Annotated in this window: 14 protein-coding genes; 13 read left to right on the top strand and 1 reads right to left on the bottom strand. The window is 43.4% G+C overall.

The features are described 5' to 3' along the window. The first annotated feature begins 395 nt into the window (after positions 1 to 395). The 11 genes from G636_RS0101565 to pyk all read left to right on the top strand — a co-directional run bounded on the left by G636_RS0101565 (position 396) and on the right by pyk (position 13289). On the top strand, positions 396 to 1478 hold the full coding sequence (locus G636_RS0101565) for a GGDEF domain-containing protein (RefSeq protein ID WP_026506587.1): 1083 nt from the start codon (positions 396 to 398) through the stop codon (positions 1476 to 1478). Between the two features lie 30 nt (positions 1479 to 1508). After that, complete coding sequence (locus G636_RS0101560) at positions 1509 to 2888, top strand: MATE family efflux transporter (protein WP_196803000.1); 1380 nt, start codon at positions 1509 to 1511, stop codon at positions 2886 to 2888. Between the two features lie 169 nt (positions 2889 to 3057). Next, positions 3058 to 3993, top strand: a complete 936-nt coding sequence (gene cysK / locus G636_RS0101555; protein ID WP_026506585.1) for a cysteine synthase A — start codon at positions 3058 to 3060, stop codon at positions 3991 to 3993. A gap of 434 nt (positions 3994 to 4427) precedes the next feature. Beyond that, positions 4428 to 5954, top strand: coding sequence for a flotillin family protein (locus G636_RS0101550; protein WP_026506584.1), 1527 nt, complete (start codon positions 4428 to 4430; stop codon positions 5952 to 5954). 4 nt (positions 5955 to 5958) lie between these two features. Next, on the top strand, positions 5959 to 6141 hold the full coding sequence (locus tag G636_RS16825; RefSeq protein ID WP_035778398.1) for a hypothetical protein: 183 nt from the start codon (positions 5959 to 5961) through the stop codon (positions 6139 to 6141). Positions 6142 to 6251: 110 nt separating this feature from the next. Then, entirely contained in the window at positions 6252 to 6962 is a 711-nt protein-coding gene (locus G636_RS0101540) for a LytR/AlgR family response regulator transcription factor (RefSeq protein ID WP_026506583.1), read from the top strand. A gap of 91 nt (positions 6963 to 7053) precedes the next feature. Continuing rightward, positions 7054 to 8253, top strand: a complete 1200-nt coding sequence (locus G636_RS0101535; RefSeq protein ID WP_196802999.1) for a sensor histidine kinase — start codon at positions 7054 to 7056, stop codon at positions 8251 to 8253. 161 nt (positions 8254 to 8414) lie between these two features. Beyond that, the gene (locus tag G636_RS0101530) at positions 8415 to 8825 is read left to right on the top strand and encodes a hypothetical protein (protein ID WP_026506581.1); all 411 of its coding nucleotides are present in this window, start codon (positions 8415 to 8417) and stop codon (positions 8823 to 8825) included. A 147-nt stretch (positions 8826 to 8972) separates the two neighbouring features. Continuing rightward, positions 8973 to 11153 carry a DUF1430 domain-containing protein gene (locus G636_RS0101525; protein WP_026506580.1) on the top strand — a complete coding sequence of 727 codons (2181 nt, stop codon included), beginning with the start codon at positions 8973 to 8975 and terminating at the stop codon, positions 11151 to 11153. Between the two features lies 1 nt (position 11154). Then, the gene (locus tag G636_RS0101520) at positions 11155 to 11802 is read left to right on the top strand and encodes an ABC transporter ATP-binding protein (RefSeq protein ID WP_026506579.1); all 648 of its coding nucleotides are present in this window, start codon (positions 11155 to 11157) and stop codon (positions 11800 to 11802) included. A gap of 74 nt (positions 11803 to 11876) precedes the next feature. Beyond that, positions 11877 to 13289 carry a pyruvate kinase gene (gene pyk, locus G636_RS0101515; RefSeq protein WP_026506578.1) on the top strand — a complete coding sequence of 471 codons (1413 nt, stop codon included), beginning with the start codon at positions 11877 to 11879 and terminating at the stop codon, positions 13287 to 13289. A gap of 214 nt (positions 13290 to 13503) precedes the next feature. On the opposite strand, the gene G636_RS0101510 is transcribed toward pyk, so the two are convergent. Further along, positions 13504 to 14361 carry an AraC family transcriptional regulator gene (locus G636_RS0101510; protein ID WP_026506577.1) on the bottom strand — a complete coding sequence of 286 codons (858 nt, stop codon included), beginning with the start codon at positions 14359 to 14361 and terminating at the stop codon, positions 13504 to 13506. Positions 14362 to 14659: 298 nt separating this feature from the next. Here G636_RS0101510 and G636_RS0101505 point away from each other — a divergent pair, with 298 nt between their 5' ends. Next, a complete protein-coding gene (locus tag G636_RS0101505; protein ID WP_026506576.1) occupies positions 14660 to 15979 on the top strand; it encodes a glycoside hydrolase family 30 protein in 1320 nt (439 codons plus the stop codon). An 85-nt stretch (positions 15980 to 16064) separates the two neighbouring features. After that, positions 16065 to 19796 (top strand): cellulase family glycosylhydrolase, encoded by a 3732-nt coding sequence (locus G636_RS0101500; protein ID WP_026506575.1) that lies wholly within the window; start codon positions 16065 to 16067, stop codon positions 19794 to 19796. Positions 19797 to 19800: the final 4 nt, after the last annotated feature.

Below are 19800 nucleotides of genomic sequence, written 5' to 3'. Positions count from 1 at the left end.
CTTTAACCATACGCAGATGCAGAAGTTTGTGCGCCTTTATGTTATCGGAGTGGTAAAAGATCTCGAGAAATTGATTAATAGATTTTTAGTACCAGTTCGACCGGGGCGTAAATTCAAAAGAATTATACGCCGCCAATCAGCTGAACCATTATTCTACCGATAACCCAAAACAACTTAATACCTTTCAGTAGGCAGTCTCCCCAGACTGTCTGTTTGCCTTTTTCAAAAATAGAATTTTTGACCGTAAACCCGAGAACTGGCTGTATTGTGTTTGGAATTATCATGGCTTAAATGATACACTATTCTTAAGTTTTTTACTATCTAAATGACATTGACCCCGTCCCCAAGGGCTCATTTCTGGCAAGCGGACAAGGTGTAAATAAAGGTGAGTGCATATGGATCTGAAGATTGGCAAGAACAGAAAGCAAAAGAATCGTATATTGATCGCGACCTACAGTTCATCAATTCATGTTTCCTTTATAGCCATGATCATTGTGTGCATACTGGAAATATTGATGCTGATGTACTCTTATATTAATTCAGCCTTATACGGTCAGTATCTGGGCATTTACAGGTCATTCTACCTATTTTATCTCTTTTCTAATTTTGGCTATTTTTTATTTACCTACTGGATTTCCAAAGATATCAGGAAGAGGTACCAGATCCTTAATTATAGCAATCCGATTATATCCATGATCGCCTTTTTGTGGTCTTTGGGGATAACTTACTACGACACGCTTCTGACAGGCAGCACTGATCCCACTCTCTTTATGACCTTTTCTCTGGCGCTCCCTATCAGCATATTCATTGTTCCAAAGATGTATGTCATTATCACAACGGCGGCTGACCTTATAATGCTCTATATCATCATTGGTATGCATGATATACAGAGTGTTCCTATCAATACTATTGTATTTTTCATATTCCAACTGGTCCTTGGCGTGAGTTTTTTGCGCCTTAAGCTCAAGCTGGCGGAGAGAATAATCGAAGAAGAGGATAATGCAGGGATTGATGGCATGACAGGCCTTTATAACAGGAGGGCATATAATGCGGAAATAGAAGCCCTGAAGAAGGCAGTGCCGGAGGATCTGGTATACCTGGCTATTGATGTGAATAGTCTAAAGGAAACCAATGACAATCTTGGCCACGAAGCAGGTGACAAACTCATAATAGGGACAGCAGATTGCCTGGAGGAGTGCTTTGGCGACAAGGGCAAGCTGTTCAGGATAGGTGGTGATGAGTTTGCAGCTCTTCTTCATATGAAGGCTGACGAGTTAGATTCTGCTATATTTGATTATAGAGAGGCGACGAAGAAATGGTCCGGAGACAATGGCCTGGAGCTGGCAACCTCTCTTGGCTATTCCTGTTTTGAAAAAGGTGATGAGAAGAGCATCCTGGATATGTCCAGGGAAGCTGATAAGCTTATGTATGCTGATAAGGAGAAATATTATATTGAAAGCGGAAAGGATCGCCGTTAGAAAAAAGTCATAAATACAAAGGATATAATTATGAAGAAGTATATAGCAAGTAAAGAATTCTATATGAAGGTGCTGGCGATTGCTTTTCCTATAATGATACAAAACGGTATCAGCAATTTCGTCAATCTTCTGGATAATATCATGATAGGAAGAGTAGGCACCGAGCAGATGAGTGGTGTCTCTATTGTTAATCAGCTCCTTTTTGTATTTATACTCTGCCTCTTTGGTACTGTGTCCGGAGCGGGTATACTTGGTGCGCAGTTCTTTGGCCAGAAGAATATGAAGGGCGTAGGTGAGGTATTCAGGATCAAGCTGGTATTCTCCCTTATAGCTCTGATTGGCGCCTGCGCAATCTTTATTAATTTTGCAGAGCCTCTGATATCACTCTATCTCCATGAAGGATCTCAGGAAGGCGATCTGGCAGCTACCCTGCGCTATGGACAGACCTATCTTAAGGTCATGCTCCTGGGCCTTCCGCCTATGGCGCTGGAGATGACCTATTCCTCCACGCTGCGTGAGTCAGGTGAGACCAAGGTCCCTATGAGGGCTTCAGTCCTAGCGGTATTCATTAATCTGGTACTCAACTATATCCTGATATTTGGTAAGTTTGGAGCTCCGGTGCTGGGAGTGGCAGGTGCTGCTTATGCCACCGTTGTATCCAGATATATTCAGATGATATATGTTGTCGTATGGACCCACAGGCATGAGGATCGTAATCCCTATATCAGGGGCCTCTACAGCAATTTCCATATCCCCGGCAGGATGCTGGGCAGGGTATTTGTCCTTGCTCTGCCACTGATGCTCAATGAGACTCTCTGGTCTGCAGGCATGGCAGCTGTGAATACCTGCTATTCCTACAGAGGTCTGGCGGTGGTGGCAGCGCTTAATATCCAGTCCACCATCTATAATATCTTCAATATCATGTTTATAGCCATGGGCGATGCCATAGCTATCATTGTAGGCCAGCAATTGGGGGCAGGAGAGATCGACAAAGCCAAGGATACCTCTGTCAAGATCATTGCCATGGCGGTCTTTTTTGCAGCGCTGGGCGGTCTCCTGATGTTTACAGTATCAGGGATATTTCCCGGAGTGTACAACACTACAGCGGAAGTTCGGAGCCTTGCAGCCACATTTATTAGGATCATAGTATGTTTTATGCCCATACATGCATTTCTCCATGCGGTATACTTTACTATCAGGAGCGGTGGCAAGACAGTGGTCACCTTCCTCTTTGACAGTGTATATCTCTGGGTCATAGCATTCCCATTTGCATATGTCCTGGCCAGATTTACCAATCTGGATATCAGGCTCATGTTTACATGCTGCCAGGCTATAGACCTTATCAAGGTTGCGGTAGGCTTTATTATATACAGATCGGGCATTTGGGCCAGGAACCTGACCTCAGTCTAGAGAGCATTTGACTTGCTATAAGCTATAGTTATCGCAGCTGATCAAAACTAATTATTTTGCAAAAAAAAATCTAAGGTCTATAATCCATATTATCAAAAGACAGACACCACCGGATGTGCCGGTATAGATGATCATAAGTTAAAGAAGATATTAAGCGGAGGAAAAAACAATGGCAGATATCAAAAACAGTGCATTAGAACTCATTGGGGGAACACCTATACTTAAGCTGAATGGCTATAGCAAGGCAGCAGGCGTGACAGGAGCAACCATCCTTGCTAAGCTTGAATACCTTAATCCTGCTGGCTCTGTAAAGGACAGAGTAGCACTGAATATGATCGAGGATGCAGAAAAGAGCGGAAAGTTAAAGCCCGGAGCTACCATTATCGAGCCTACCAGTGGTAATACAGGAATCGGACTTGCAGCAGTGGCTGCAGCCAAAGGCTATAGAGCTATTCTGACACTTCCTGATACCATGAGCGTAGAGAGGAGAAATCTCCTGAAGGCATACGGCGCAGAGATAGTACTCACAGAAGGCTCCAAGGGAATGAAGGGAGCTATTGCTAAGGCCCAGGAGCTGGAGCAGGAGATTGAGGGAGCGGTGATCCTGGGACAGTTCGTCAATCCTGCAAACCCTGCTATCCACAGATCCACAACCGGTCCTGAGATCTGGAAGCAGACAGACGGCCAGGTAGATATCTTTGTAGCAGGCGTTGGTACAGGCGGCACAGTCACAGGTGTAGGCGAGTATCTCAAAGAGCAGAATCCAGATGTGAAGATCGTGGCTGTTGAGCCCGCATCCAGCCCGGTGCTGTCTCAGGGTACAGCAGGCCCTCACAAGATCCAGGGCATCGGCGCAGGTTTCGTACCTGATACCCTCAATACCAAGATATATGATGAAGTGATCACAATAGAAAATGATGATGCATTTGCAGAAGGCAAGAGATTTGCAGTATCAGAAGGCATCCTTGTAGGTATATCTTCAGGCGCTGCTCTCAAGGCTGCAGCTATCCTCGCATCCAGGGAAGAGAATAAGGGCAAGAATATCGTAGTGCTCCTGCCCGATTCCGGTGACAGATATCTGTCCACTCCTTTGTTTGCAGACTGATTTAAGCATGTATTAGTTGATAATCTTTCAGAAACACGCATTTACTTAGTGCTTCATGAGAACATGAATCTGTATTATCCTTTCGTATAAAACTATTGCCCAAAAGCCCCTGGCGTGAAGCCGGGGGCTTTTGAGCATATAGAGCAAAATACATCCTATAATTTGCCAATACTAATGTATATCTAAAGAATACATAAATATATAATAAAGGCATAAAGCAAATACAAACAGCTTTATGATAAAAGGGAGTAGCGGTTCGCATTCGCGTACCTGAGATCGTCAGCCGCCAGACAACCGGCCGTATCAGGTTAAATCGCAAGACTTTTATCGTGACAACTACAATTGTTCACGGTAGAAGTCTTTTTTATTAACAAAGTGTGAGTCAAAGGACGCTGTGAACGCATTGGGGCGCAGCCCCGGAAAGGAAGGATCATATGGATCAAGGAGTAATTTCACTAATCATCGCAATTGCAGTAATCATTATTTTTCTACTTATTGTCGTAGCTATTGGATATGTAAAGGCTCCGCCGGACAAGGCTTATATCATTTCAGGAATGAGGAAGGTTCCCAGGATACTCATTGGACGTGCAGGTGTTAAGATACCCTTTCTTGAAAGAGTGGATAAGCTCTATCTGGGACAGATGACTGTAGATATCAAGACAGAACAGTCAGTACCTACCAACGATTTTATCAATGTAAATGTAGATGCCGTAGCAAAGGTGAGGATCGGTACCAGCCCTGAAGCTATACAGCTGGCAGCCAAGAACTTCCTGAATAAGACTCCCGAGCAGATCACAATGGACCTGCAGGATTCCTTGCAGGGTAACATGCGTGAGATCATCGGCACACTGGCTCTCAAGACTATCAATACAGACCGTGACAGCTTCTCAGATCAGGTTATGGAGAAAGCTTCCAAGGACATGAATAAGCTGGGTATTGAGATATTATCCTGCAATATTCAGAATGTTACAGATGAAAATGGTCTGATCAGCGATCTGGGTATGGACAATACCGCCAAGATCAAAAAGGATGCAGCAATTGCCAAAGCTCAGGCAGACAGAGACGTAGCTATCGCAAGGGCTGAAGCCGATAAGGCTGCTAATGATGCCAGAGTACTTGCTCAGACAGAGATCGCAGAAAAGAATAACGCTCTGGCTATCAAGCAGGCAGAACTCAAAAAGGAAGCTGATACAGCAAGTGCTATTGCTGATGCTGCTTATGAGATCCAGACTCAGGAACAGCAGAAATCCATTCAGACAGCTACTGTAAATGCACAGATTGCAAAGGCTGAGCGTGAAGCTGAGCTGAAACAAAAGGAAGTAGTAGTAAAACAGCAGGAGCTGGCAGCTGAGATCGAGAAGAGAGCAGATGCCGAGAAATATCAGGCTGAGAAAAAAGCCGAGGCAGAGCTGGTACAGAGACAGAAGAAGGCAGAAGCTGCCAAGTACGAGCAGGAACGTGAAGCAGATGCTCAGAAGGCAAAGGCTGAAGCTGAGAAATATGCTGCCGAGCAGGAGGCTGCAGGTATCAAGGCCAAATATGACGCAGAAGCTGCAGGTATCGCTGCAAGAGGTAAAGCAGAAGCTGAAGCTATTAAGGCTAAGGGTATCGCTGAAGCAGAAGCCATGGAAAAGAAGGCCGAGGCCTACAAGAAGTATAACGGCGCTGCTATGGCAGAAATGATGATAAAGATCATGCCTCAGATGGCTGCTGAGATAGCAAAACCTCTCTCTCAGATTGATAAGATCAATATCTATGGCACCGGTGATGGCAATACAGGTGCAGGCCAGATCTCAGCAAATCTTCCTGTAGTCATGAAACAGGTATTTGATACCATGTCCGAGGCGACAGGTGTGGATTTTACTGATATAATGAGAGCTGGAACATATGATGCCAAGGTCAACAAGAACATCAACCTCTCAGGTGAAGGTATCAGCGTGAATATAGACAGTAAGGAGTGATCATATGAGCAAGCATGCTAAAAAGATGATAGCGCCGATAATCGTTACGGTGCTTATGATCGCATATTATGCTCTATACTTTGGATATATTTCGTATATAATAGATATCACAGCTTTGAAGATTCTCTTTGGAGTCTTTCCGCTTGTATTCGGAGCCGTCATGATCGGTGTATGCATCCATATCTAAAGAAATGTTTAGACCCTGTGGGCTAGTGTTATCACGGCCTGCAGGGTCTTTTGCTGCTCTTTTGCAAAGAGTGGCGATTGCCATTATAATATGTGATATTTGGAGGAAATATGTATAAAAAAATTACAATTGGTATATGCGATGATGACAATGCTGTTCATGAACTAATGAGTGAACTTGTTGATAAGTATGGAGCAGATAGGAATCTGTCTATAGACTTTATACATTTTGTATCTGCAAAAGAGGTGCTTGAAAATACATCTCATATGGATTGCCTTCTTCTTGACATAGATATGCCGGGGATGGATGGTATTGATCTGGGATATGAGCTAAGGAAGCTGGAAGTATCCTATAAGATTATTATGTTGTCCGGAAGAACAGACAGATTTAAAGATGCATTTAAGATAGAGGCATTCAGGTTTATATCAAAGCCGGTAGAATGTGAGGAATTATATGCTGCTCTGGATGATCTGATAATTAGGAGTGGTCCGGGGAAGAGCGTTGAGGTATATAAGAGTGGGATAAAACAGCTTATTGAAGCAGATAATATTACCTATATAGAGGGGAATGGCTCAGAGACCTGCGTGTATACTGCAAAAACTGACTATAGGAGTGAGAATAGCTTATCAGGGTGGATGGAGTTACTGGATCCTGTCAGATTCTGTCAGTGTCATAGGTCATATATTGTGAACTTTAACAGAATCAAGGATATTGCAGATAATGCAGTCATTATGTCCACGGGTGAAAGGATACCTGTATCCAGAAGACTAAAAAAGGATTTTACCAGGAAATATATGATATTTGATACGAAGTGGAGATGAATATATGTTTTTGGTAATGCTTGATAACGCTACAACTATTCTTGAGTTGATGTCCATCTTTTATCTGCTTTTTCGGCAAAAGTTTAGGAAAATGGGAAAAAAGCATATTATCGCTGCCATATTTTTGCTGGCAGGTTTTATTACAGGTATAGCTGCCGGACTGGATTTTAATAATATCCTTATTGGACCTGCTTCGACGGCGCTATTTATAAGCATATTGTTTACTTTATTATTATTTGATGTCAGGCTAAGCGAAGGAATACTGATGTGTCTGGCCAATTGGATGATAGTATCCATCGCTGAAGGCGTATTATATAGCATCGTAGGTGCATATGATATGCAGAATGAGCTTGTTGTAAACCTTGTAGTCTCAGGTGCATTAGTGATTTTTGCCCTCTTGATTTACATTACAATAGGACGCAGATTTGAAACAGGTGCTTTTAGGATGACCATAGGTATGTGGATTGTATTTGATCTGATACTATTGGTTCTTATTATGATGACATCTTTTTTTATGTTTTTGATTGTCTATCAAATTCAGGATAATCGGATCGAGTTGGTTGGACGTGTGCTCTTATCAGTGAGCAGTTTTGCGATCATCCTTTTGCTCTTTGTTTTTGTATATTATTATAGTTCGGCCTGCGAGTTCAGGATCCGTGAGGAAATGCTGGATGATCAGATAGAGCAGCAGAGAGAGTACTATCAGCTGCTGCTGTCTAAAGAAGAAGAGACCAGAAAGTTCAGACATGATATTATTGCTGATCTTGTAGGACTGCTTCATTACTGTGATAAAGGCGAGTATGCACAATTAAAACAATACCTGGAAGAGATGGCAGGTGCAATATCTGGGATCAGCAGTAAAACTTATGATGTTGGTAATGAGCTTGCCAGTGCCATGATCAATTATTATTTGAATCCTGAAAAGACAGATTGTGAAGTTGAAGTCATAGGGATGATTCCGGATAAGATATCAGTTAACGATAGAGACCTGGGGATAATCCTCTCTAACATCGTGAGAAATGCAGTGGGAGCAGCGGGTAATACAAGAGATGGGCATATTCAGGTGAAAATATCTACAGGCAAAAAATATATCAATATCATTATAAAGAATACATTTGATGGAGATTTGCTGTTTGATAAAAATGGAATTCCTGTTACGACAAAAGCTCAAAAGCGAGAGCATGGATTCGGCCTTCAAAATGTGACCGAGCTTGTAAAAAAGAATAATGGCGAATACAATTTTACATCAATGGATGGGATCTTCTCTGCGGAAATCTATCTTCCTGTATGACCGTTAACGAGTGAAAACGACCGTTTACGGGTATGCCTATTGTAGAGCTATAATGCTTATGGTAAACTGACGTGGTCAAACAGTTGTATTCTCCGGAGAAAAAGTATGACGTATTATGTGAACGTTCCGAATTGGATGAGCTGGCTATAAGGAGTATGATAATGAATAAGCGGATAATTTTGTTCATGACTTGCTTTTTGATTGCTGCATTTGCGTTAGTTTTTTTTATATATTCACAGAGAGAAGCCCAAAAGAGTGTAGTAGGTACCTATTGTTCAGGTGACGAAAAATCGGAAGAAACCTATTATCTGGCTATTCAAAGTGATGATAGATTTGTTCTCTATAGACAGCTTAGAGAAGCGTATTATGGAAACGCTGTTTTTGATTATGAAGAGGATAAGGTTGTTCTGAAATTATCAGATGATGATGGCAATAAATATCAGGGAGTATTTGATAACTATGATACTGTGATATTAACAGAAGGGATACTTGGCGATGAAGAATTGCCATTGGAATTCAAGAGAATTAGTGATACTCCTATACTTGTTAATGTACTAACAGATGAAGAATAAAAAAGATTTATGGCCTAATACCAATAATATGAGATGATAATTTTAGATCTAGGCTTGTCAACACTTGTGTTGATGAGCCTATGTTTTTTGATGATTGCCGTTGCTATGATAAGGCTGTATTTTATGAGCTGAATTGAGGATTTTATTGTGAAAAAGATCGTAAATATATTATCGGGTTTACTATTGCTGTCAGTAATAATTCTCGCTGTATTTGCTAAATCAAATGAAATGATCATAAACTATGGAAATTTAGAAAGAAATCATTGCAGAGCGTTTATGATCCCGGAGAAAAAAGAAGTAGAAGATCCCGAGGCTCTCTTTATGGTTCTGCTTGATACTGCCGTAGATACAGACAGCAATATTATACGTGCTTTTTTTAAGGAAGGAGAAAAAGAGGGAAAATATACTCTTTGTAAATACATTCTATTTGGAAATGAATTCAGCAATTACATTGCTGATTGCAAGCTTGAATCAGGCACAGCTATATCGCCGGATGATACCCGTGATATAGATTATTCTTGTTTCTTATCCACAATGAAAACGGATGACAATGATCAGATTGGACACTTATATAGTCACATGATTGGCATTGATCTTAATATCTATCCTCTTGGAAGGTCATATGATGACTTTAAGACATCGGGATTGTATTATGTGGAGCTTGGAGAGAACACTGATTATGATAGTTTTATAAAAGCTCTTTCTTCTAATATGGAACAACTATGTGGGCTTGATCTGCCAACTGACACATATGAAGCCAAATCGCCGGATAGTTTTGTTCCATATGCAGATACTACTATATACTTAATAATTCTTCTGGCACTTGCGTTGTTCTGGGGAATAACAGTATTGTATTACATACTTAGGAGTAATACAGAAATATCTATACTGAAAATGATGGGCATTCGCAGACGGAGAATATTGATTAAATTGTTCACCCTGCCATTATGTATTCTTTTTATACTGGCAGTAGTCTCATCTGCTGTGTTTGCTTTTGTATTTGAAGTGTCCTATGCTGCAGCAATATTTCAAAAATGCTTCCCCGCAATTTGCTCCATGATCATTTATTGCATTATCGCATTTTTAGTATCTGATAAAACTTCCGATTTTTCCCAGGCTCTTAAGGGGAAGAAACGAACAAGAGGAGTTTTGCTTCTACAAATATTGGTTGAGGTTATCTTTCTATTTTTGGTAATAAGTAATAGCGAAAGTATTTATATACATATAAAGGAAGCAAATAGAAAACTTGAAAATAATAAGAACTGGGAGCTTGCTTCAGATTATGGAGTCTTTTGCCCTGTGATGATCGGAAGCGATCTGACCAAAGAGGAAGAGATAGCAAAAGATATCACGATTGGTGGAAAATTATATTCTGAGATAAATAAGATGGGTGCATTATATATAGACGCCGGAGATTATGAGGATGGATTCATTGAATTAAATGGAGATCCTGATTATGACTGCTGCGCATACGTTAATCCCAATTATCTTGATTGTTTTCACTGGTATGATATTGATGGTAATATGATCACTGTTACAGAAGATGAGAAGGATGCTCTATTTATAGTTCCGGATTCTATGCGAAGTATAGAAGGAGAAATAATAGAATATTATTCTGATATTTTAGAGTCAGATTATGAATATGAAAAAGCTTGCGGAATCGATGATCCCATGCCGGTTCCGGATATTAGGATTATTTGGGCAGCAACGGGGCAGCAGCTCTTTTCATTTAATGAAAATGTATCAATGGATATCACAGATCCCATAATATATGTGATGACAGAAAATAACAGTTATATTACAAGCAGAGTAGGAAGCTTTGGAAACGGGTATAGTGATCCTAGAAAGATGCCTATAGCCGGCAGCAGCAAAGAAACTTATAAATCGCTTGAACCACTTCTTAAAGAGTGCGGTCTTGATGATAATTTTACAAGGCTTGTCAGCATTAATAACCTAAATACAGAAGAGGTTGCGGTGCTGCGTTTTATGACAATAAAACTTATTATCGAAAACATTCTTTCTGCTTTAATAGTTTTCTTTATTCTTTATCAATCTACCGTTCTGGTGTTTGATAAGAATAAAAAAGACTATTGTATTAAAAATATGTTTGGATTATCTAAAAGAAAGATTTATGGAAGTTATATTCTTTTAAAAGTGTTACTGATATTTCTAATAGCATCAGTATATGGATTATTATTAAGTCATGGGAATCTGATATTCAGTCTATGGGTGGGCTTTGCAATGTCAGCTATTCAGATAATATTGATCCTTGCTTTTATGGACATGCAGGAAAGAAAACATCAGACAGAAATTTTGAAAGGACTGTAATATGAATAGATCAGAACGAGTTGTAGAGCTTAAGAAAGTATCAAAGAGCTATGGGGACAATATAATATTTCGCGATTTCGACATGCAGCTGGCAAAAGGTGAGATGGTATGTATAGCAGGTGAAAGCGGCAGCGGAAAAAGTACGCTCCTCAACATGATAGGGATGCTTGATAAACCTGATGAGGGCGATATATATCTTTTCGGAGAAAAGATTCCGGCTATTAGATCAAAGCTTGGAAAAGAATATCTGAGAAAGAAGCTATTATATATCTTTCAGAATTTTGCTCTTGTTGAAGGGGAAAGCATAGATTATAACCTTGAGATTCCTCTGATGAACAGTAACTTGTCAAAGAGAGAAAAGGGAGAGATGAAAAAAGTGGCATTGAATAAGGTGGGGCTTGATAAGCCGCTTGATACAAGGATCTACCAGCTTTCCGGAGGGGAACAGCAGAGAGTTGCTCTAGCCAGGGGATATCTAAAGGATTTTGACCTTTTGCTCGCTGATGAGCCCACCGGATTCTTGGATGAACATAACAGGGATGCTGTCATCTCTATGCTCCGCAGCTTTAATAATGATGGCAAGACAGTGCTGGTGGTTTCCCACGATCCTCATGTTATGGAGGCTTGCGACCGGGTGATAAAACTATAATGCAAACTTTAGTCTGCCTGACAGCTATCACGGCCTCCCAACTTGTGCTAAGATATGAGAGATGGAGGTTGCATATGAGAAAAACAAAGATAGTATGTACAATTGGACCTGCAAGTGAGAATGAGCAGGTGCTCAGGCAGATGTGCGAGATGGGCATGAATGTCGCAAGGCTCAATTTTTCCCACGGAAGCCATGAGGAACACAAGAGAAAGCTGGACCTGGTCAAAAAGGTCAGAGAAGATATGAATCTTCCCATTGCTGTCATGCTGGATACCAAGGGACCGGAGTATCGTATTGGTACCTTTGAAAATGGCAAGGTGACAGTGGAAGATGGAGCTGAGTTTACTTTTACTACAGAAGATATAGTAGGTGATGACAGCAGGGTATCGGTCAGCTACAAGGACCTGATGAATAACCTCTCTCCCGGCGACAGGATACTGGTCAATAACGGCCTGGTGGTATTTGAAGTAAAGACCGTTGGCGCTACAGAAGCCAAATGCATTGTTATATCCGGCGGAGTTCTTTCTAACAAGAAGAGTATGAATTTCCCCGGAAAGGTGATGAAGCAGGACTTCCTTAGCGAGAATGACAGGAATGATATCCTTTGGGGCATAGAAAATGATGTTGATTTTATTGCTGCTTCTTTTGTCTCTACCAAAGAGGATATTCTATCCCTGAGAAACTTCCTGGACTGGAATGGCGGCAGGGAGATTGAGATCATAGCCAAGATCGAGAACCGCTCAGGCGTGGACAATATTGAGTCCATATGCGAAGTGGCTGATGGCATCATGGTAGCCAGGGGCGATCTGGGTGTTGAGATTCCCGGTATCGAGGTACCCTCTGTGCAGAAGTATCTCATCCAGAAGTGCCGCCTCCTGGGTAAGAGGGTCATCACAGCTACAGAGATGCTGGAGTCCATGATCCAGAATCCCAGACCTACAAGGGCTGAGATCTCTGACGTGGCCAATGCTGTATATGACGGTACATCAGCTGTGATGCTCTCCGGAGAGACTGCAGCAGGCAAATATCCTGTAGAAGCAGTTAGGACTATGGCTGAGACCGTGGCATTTACCGAAGAGCACATACATTATGATAAGAGATTCAAGGAGACTGAATTTGTCATCAAAGACAATCAGGATGCCGTATCACACTCCAGCTGTGCTATGGCCATTGACGTAAATGCCCGCTGCATCGTAATCAATACCCTGAGCGGGCTGACAGCCCGCATGGTCAGCCGTTTCCGCTGTCCTGTGGACATCATAGGTATGGCTGCCACTGAGAAGGTATGGAGAAAGATCAACCTTAGCTGGGGCGTCTATCCTGTCATGGCCAGGAAGTTTGGCAGCATGGATGAGATGTTCGCCAATGACCTGGTAAATGCAGAGCAGATCTTTAATCTTACCCGCGGTGATAATATCGTGGTGACCGGCGGTATGGCCGGCGGTGCACCCGGCAATACCAACCTCATACAACTTATGACAGTGTGAGGCTGCGGGCGGAACGCGAGGTCCTGGCAGAGTATTTTGGAGTGGATCCCACTATAGTAAGGATCATAAGACAGCGGAGGCTATATATATTCCAAATGAAGGGGCCTTGCATCCCGCCGGTGCTTAATGAGCAGCATTGCTGCGAATTTAGCATCCGCTGCGAGGATGCATGGAGCGAGAGCGTCCCAAAATTGGAATATATATAGCCTCCGCGTCACTTTGACACTGTCTTGCGGTAGACCCCCGGAGTGCAACCGAAGGTCTCGGCGAACATCTTGCGGAAAAGCTTGTAATTGCTAAAGCCGTGCTTTTCTAATATTTCCTTCAGGGGCAGATCGGTATCCACCAGGTCGTCCCTGATCTTGGATAGGCGCAGGTCGTTTAGATAGCGGGTGTAGGTGATGCCCATATTCTTTTTGAAGAAGTGGCAGAAATATTCCTTTTGGAAGCAGGCCACTCCTGCAATCTCATCCAGGGTGATGGGAGATGCGTAGTGCTCGTCCAGATAGTCCAGGATCGTCTGGAGCCGAGAGAAGGTCTTGGACTCCTTCCTGAGATCTGCGGATTTTACTTCTCTTGAGAAGTTGTGATAGATCTGGAAGAGGAGCTCAAATACCAGGGATGTGAAACGCAGTATTTCCCCATCAGGCTTGAACTCAAATACTATCTGCATCTGCTCTATTATGCCGATGAGCTGCAGGATCTTGGTCCTGATGATAGGGTTGTCACTGTGGCAGTCAAAGCCGAATCTTCTGTTGTCTATATCAGGGATATATTTGGCCAAAAAAGGGTAGGGTATCTGTATGAGGATAGCCTTGTTGCCCTTTAGCGACTTGGTGGAATGAGGCAGGGCAGAGTCCACCAGATATACGTCTCCGGGGAGAAGGATGGTCGTTTTACCGTTTACGGTTATGTCCACTTCCCCTTCTAATATGTACATCATCTCTATGGCAGAGTGCCAGTGTGTGGCTACATATGAACTGGAATCATTGAAGATCCAGAAGAATATATCCAGCCCCTCTGACACTCTGTCTTTTTCATGCCGAAGACCGGCAAAAGTCAATTTGTCCATACACTACCTTCGCTCTGGCAACTTGTGCTGGCACTTCGCGGCCAAGTGTTGTCAATAGTTTGCTAATAACAGTGGTTTTCAACAATTTTATACCAAAAACACATTATATATCTTTCTTGTTAAAAACGTTTTAACATTCTAAGATACGCCAAAATCCCGAATATGGACCATTTTAAAATATCCTTCGAAAAAAAGCAATATTGACCTATTAATTCACAAGTATGCCCCTATATGTTGCAGACTTCATTTGATAAGATTATTTCACTTGGTGTAAAGGGGTAATAGCATAGGAGGACGCATGAAAGCATATATAACAGACGACAAGAGGCGTATGACAGCAGTGGACATTGAGACCGCAGTAGGATCTGCAGGAGAGATGCAGCAGGTGAGGATGCACCCTGATACACTTTTTCAGACCATTAAGGGTATCGGAGGAGCGTTGACTGAGGCAGCAGCCTATACATATTCACAGCTTGATGATGATCAGAAAGAGAAATTTCTGGATCTGTATTTTGGTGAGAACAGCAGTAATTACAACCTTTGCAGACTCCATATAGAGAGCTGCGACTTTGCTCTTGGTAATTACGCATATATAGAAGATGAGAATGACAAAGAGCTGGCTTCTTTTAATATGGACAGGGACCGCAAGTATATCATCCCCTTTGTGAAGGCAGCGCTGAAGAGGAATCCCGATATGATCTTTCTGGCTTCACCCTGGTCACCTCCGGCATTTATGAAGACCAATGGCGAGATGAACCACGGCGGCAAGCTCAAAGAGGAATATGCACAGATGTGGGCAGAAGTCATGGTCCGCTTCGTTACAGAATATGAGAAGGAAGGCATCAGGATCAGCTATATCACAGTACAGAATGAGCCTGCAGCCACTCAGACCTGGGACTCCTGCGTATATACAGCTACAGAGGAAGCAGTATTTGTAAGGGATCATTTAAAGCCCGCCCTTGTAAAGGCAGGTCACAGCGATGTGAAGATCGGTATCTGGGATCACAATAAGGAACTGATCCTGGACAGGGCAAGAGAGAGCTTTGGCGTAGAGGGCGCAAGGGATGTAATTGATTTCGTGGCCTTCCACTGGTATACAGGAGACCATTTCGAGACCCTGCAACAGGCTATTAGTGAATTCCCTGATAAAGAGTTTATCTTCACGGAGGGCTGCGTAGAGTATTCCAGATTTAAGGGAGATAGCAGCGTAAGACATGCAGAGATGTATGCCCATGATATGATAGGCAATTTCAAGATGGGCGCCAATGCCTTCATCGACTGGAATGTACTCCTTGATAAGCAGGGAGGCCCCAATCATGTGGGCAACTTCTGCGATGCACCTGTGATGTTTAATGATGATGATAAGAGGCTGGATGCCAAGCTGTCCTACTACTACATACAGCAACTGAGCCGCTTTGTGCAAAAGGGGGCAAGGCGCGCGCTGGTATCTAGTTACAATAGGAACCTTGAGTGCACAGGCTTTGTCAATCCTGATGGCAGCAAGGTCATGGTATGCCTAAATGAATCTGACAGCCAGGTAAGCTTTACAGGATATGACGGAAGAGAGACTTTTGAATATACATCAGCGCCTCACTCCATAGTCACTTTTGTATGGTGATGAGAGCGATTGATATATATTGCCGCTTGTTGGGATATAGGTGGCAGCAAGCAACTATTTTTAACAAATGGGAGGGTAATAAACAATGAAAGCAAAAACTAGCACATTGCTAAGACGCGGACTTGCATTTGCACTGTCTGCAGCAATGACCCTGACAGCTCCCGGCATGTCAGCTCTGGCTGAGACAGAGGACGCTTCTTTGGGCTCTGAAAGCTCACCTTTTATCAAGGCTGACGGCAAGGATCTGAGAACCGATTATGGTAAGGGCGACATCATCAACCTTAGGGGTACCAATGCAGGAGGCTATCTTCTGCAGGAGTTCTGGATGACCCCGTCCGGAGAATCCTCATCGGTTTATGATCAGACCACTATCATCAACAATCTGACAGAGCGCTTTGGAGAAGAGAAGGCCAGAGAGCTCATTGATACCTGGGAAGAGAATTACTGGCAGGAAGAGGACTTTGCCAATGTGAAGAGGATCGGCATGAATTGCATCCGTCTTCCTTTCTGGTGGAGGAATATCGTAGATGAGAACGGCAATTACTACGGATATGATGAGAATGCTGACGATCCCTATGCAGAGGCATTTAAGCGTCTGGACTGGTTTGTTAATACAGCAGCAGAATATGGCATCTACGTAGTACTGGATATGCATGGCGCACCCGGCTCACAGAGTGGAAGTGATCACTCTGGTGTAGATGGCAAGAATGACAAGGAAGGCGCTTCCAAGTTTTTCTTTGGCGATGAGGCAGAGGCCAATCAGGAGCTCTACTACAGCCTGTGGAAGACCATCGCAGACAGATACGAAGGCAACCCTTATGTAGCAGGATATGACCTTCTTAACGAGCCCTACTGCACATACCGTTACAATTCATCCAAGTCAGCAGATGAGCTCCATACTATCCTCTGGGATATCTATGACAAGGCTTATGATGTGATAAGGGCAGAGGATCCCGACCACGTAGTGATCATGGAAGCTACCTGGAATCCCGAAGACCTTCCGGATCCTGCAGCATATGGCTGGGAAAATGTAATGTATGAGTATCATAACTATCTCTATGATGATTATGATAACCTGGGCGGCGGCCAGATCCTTAACATGGAGAACAAGACCAATGCCATCGGCAATGCAGGCTACAATGTACCCAGCTACCTGGGCGAGTTCTGCTATTTTAACAACCTGGATGCATGGGATGAAGGTCTGCAGCTCCTTACAGAGTATGGTCTCAACTGGACCACATGGACCTACAAGACCATCAATGGCTATGGCAACTGGGGCCTCTTCCACCATCCTGAATATATGGATAAAGGACTGGATATCTCCAAAGCTGAATATGATGAGATCGATGAGCTCTGGGGCAATTCAGATACAGTATCAGGTAACGAGAATACAGGCCTGACAGCAGTAGTCAGCAAGTGGTGTGCAGCTCCTACATATGAGAACAGCACTCATCCTGTAACAGCTGAGCCTGAGAGCGATTTCCTTAGCGGCTGGAAAAAGCTTGAGACAGAGGACGAGGATGTCTGCACTATCACAGGTGGTAAGGTTGAAGAGCAGAGCTTCTATTCAGGCGGCAAGGCAGCAGGCAACATGAATACAGATGTTACAGCTGAGAATGTTGCTGATGACTGGTCCAATATCAACTACCTCACTTTCACTGTTAAGGCAGCTGATAAGGGTACATATCCCATCGTAATGCACTACAACGGCGATGATGACAAGGAGATTCTGGTCAAGGTAGGCGAAGAGGAAGCTCAGCTGGTATCAGTTCCCAGAATGGCTAATGGTCAGTGGGATGCTATGCATGACGTTGTAGCATATGTAAACCTGGAAAAGGGAAACAATACAGTAAAGATCTCCGGTGCTCTTGGCAGCGGCTGGATGAACATCGACTATATCGCTACTACAAATCACTATGTAACTCTTAAGGACAGCACTCTGAGACTTGAGGGTGAGTTCTTCTACACCAACTGCTCACTTGAGGGACAGACATTCTTCTCAGCAGGTAAGGCAGTAGGTAACCTGAATAACGATATCGCTCTGGACGAAGTAGCAGAGGATTGGTCCAACATGAAATATGTTGACTTCACCATCTATGCACAGAAGGTCGGCGATTATAATGTAACCTGGCACTGGAACGGCAACGGCGCTGATGGCATGGTTGCTGTATACAGATTAAATGACGGCGAGAATGTAGCACTGACACTTGATAACGCAGGAGCTTCCTGGAACGAGATGAACAAGTCTGAGTTCGTACTCCATCTGGAGCAGGGCTTCAATGATTTCAAGCTCTCCGGTACTATCCTTAACCAGGATAACTGGGCTAATATCGACTGCATCGATATCATCAACACAGAGGATATGATTGCTCCCGACGGCTTTCCGGATCCCATCAGCGGCTTTGACAGGACCAAGGGCGACAAGCTCAGCGTATCTGAGGATGCTGTTACTCTTAGTCTGGATGCTCTTTATGATGGTGACTATAGATATTTTGTAGGCTACAAGAAGGACGGCGAAGAGCCTGAGTTTAGAACAGAGCTTGGAACAGCAAGCCTTACAGCAGGCGAGAACACAGTTACACTTGATACAGCAGCGGCTGAAGGCGAGGAAGTGGTATTTGTAGACTTCTCCGTAACTCCTATCACTATAATAGAAGAGACAGGTGCAGAGAGATACGAGGCAGAGGACTTTGGCGGCAAGTCTGCTAACAACCCTGTAGCCGAGCACCAGGATTTCTATTCAGGACGTGCCCATGATAACGGCGTAGGCGGTATGGGCGCTACAGTAGGCTCCTTTAACGTAGGCGATGACATCATTGCCAAGAAGCTCAACTACAGAGATTACAGTATCTTTGCAGATAAAGCAGGCACATACACCATCACAGTAGCTGCTAACGGTAACGGCGCTGATATGACAGCTGTATACCAGATAAATGGCGAGCCCAGCGTGGCATTTGACCTTCCTAATAAGGATCAGGGCTGGGATCACATGATCTACACAGATATCACAGTAGAGCTGACAGAGGGCTACAACAGACTGGTACTGGGCGGCACATGGACAGGCGACTGGCTCAACTACGACTACATTGACGTAGTAGCAGAGGATGCAGGCACACCTGTAGATCCTGAGGAGCCTGAAGATCCTGAAGAACCCGTAGAGCCCGTATGCGAGCACGAATATGTAACAGAGTCCGCTAAGGCTACACTTACAGAGGACGGATATGTAAGAGAAGTATGCAGCCTCTGCGGAGAAGTAGCTTCTGAGACAGTTATCCCTCACATCGCAGATGTGACACTCTCTGTAGAATCTGTAGTATACACAGGCAAGGCTATCGTGCCTACAGTGACAGCAGTAGATGCTAAGGGCGATGTGATCTCTGCAGATTATTACACAGTAGCTGCAAAGAATAATAAGAAGGTAGGCACTGCTACAGTAACAGTGACCTTCAAGGATCAGTATGAGGCAGTAGTAAGCAAGCAGTTTATCATCACTCCTAAGGCTGTAAGCCTGAAGTCCGTAGGAAAGGGCTTCTACATGCTGGATGTGACCTGGAATGCACTTCCTGATCAGGGTGCAGGCTATGAAGTACAGCTCTCTACTGACAAGAACTTCAAGGCATCTGCTACCAGCAGCTTTACTATCAAAAATGCCAAGACAGATCATAAGCTGATACCCGGTCTGTCATCCAAGAAGACCTACTATATCAGAGTAAGAGCAGTCAGCAGCGTAGGTAACTCCGCATGGTCCAAGACTGCATCTGCTAAGCCTCTGTCCATCATCACTATTGTAAAATGGATCTTAGATCTTTTTAACTGATGCT

The organism is Butyrivibrio sp. MC2013, from assembly GCF_000424585.1.
Classification (GTDB): Bacteria; Bacillota; Clostridia; order Lachnospirales; family Lachnospiraceae; genus Butyrivibrio.
Note: the sequence above shows the minus strand (reverse complement) of the source record. Positions and strands in the feature narration are given on the sequence as shown.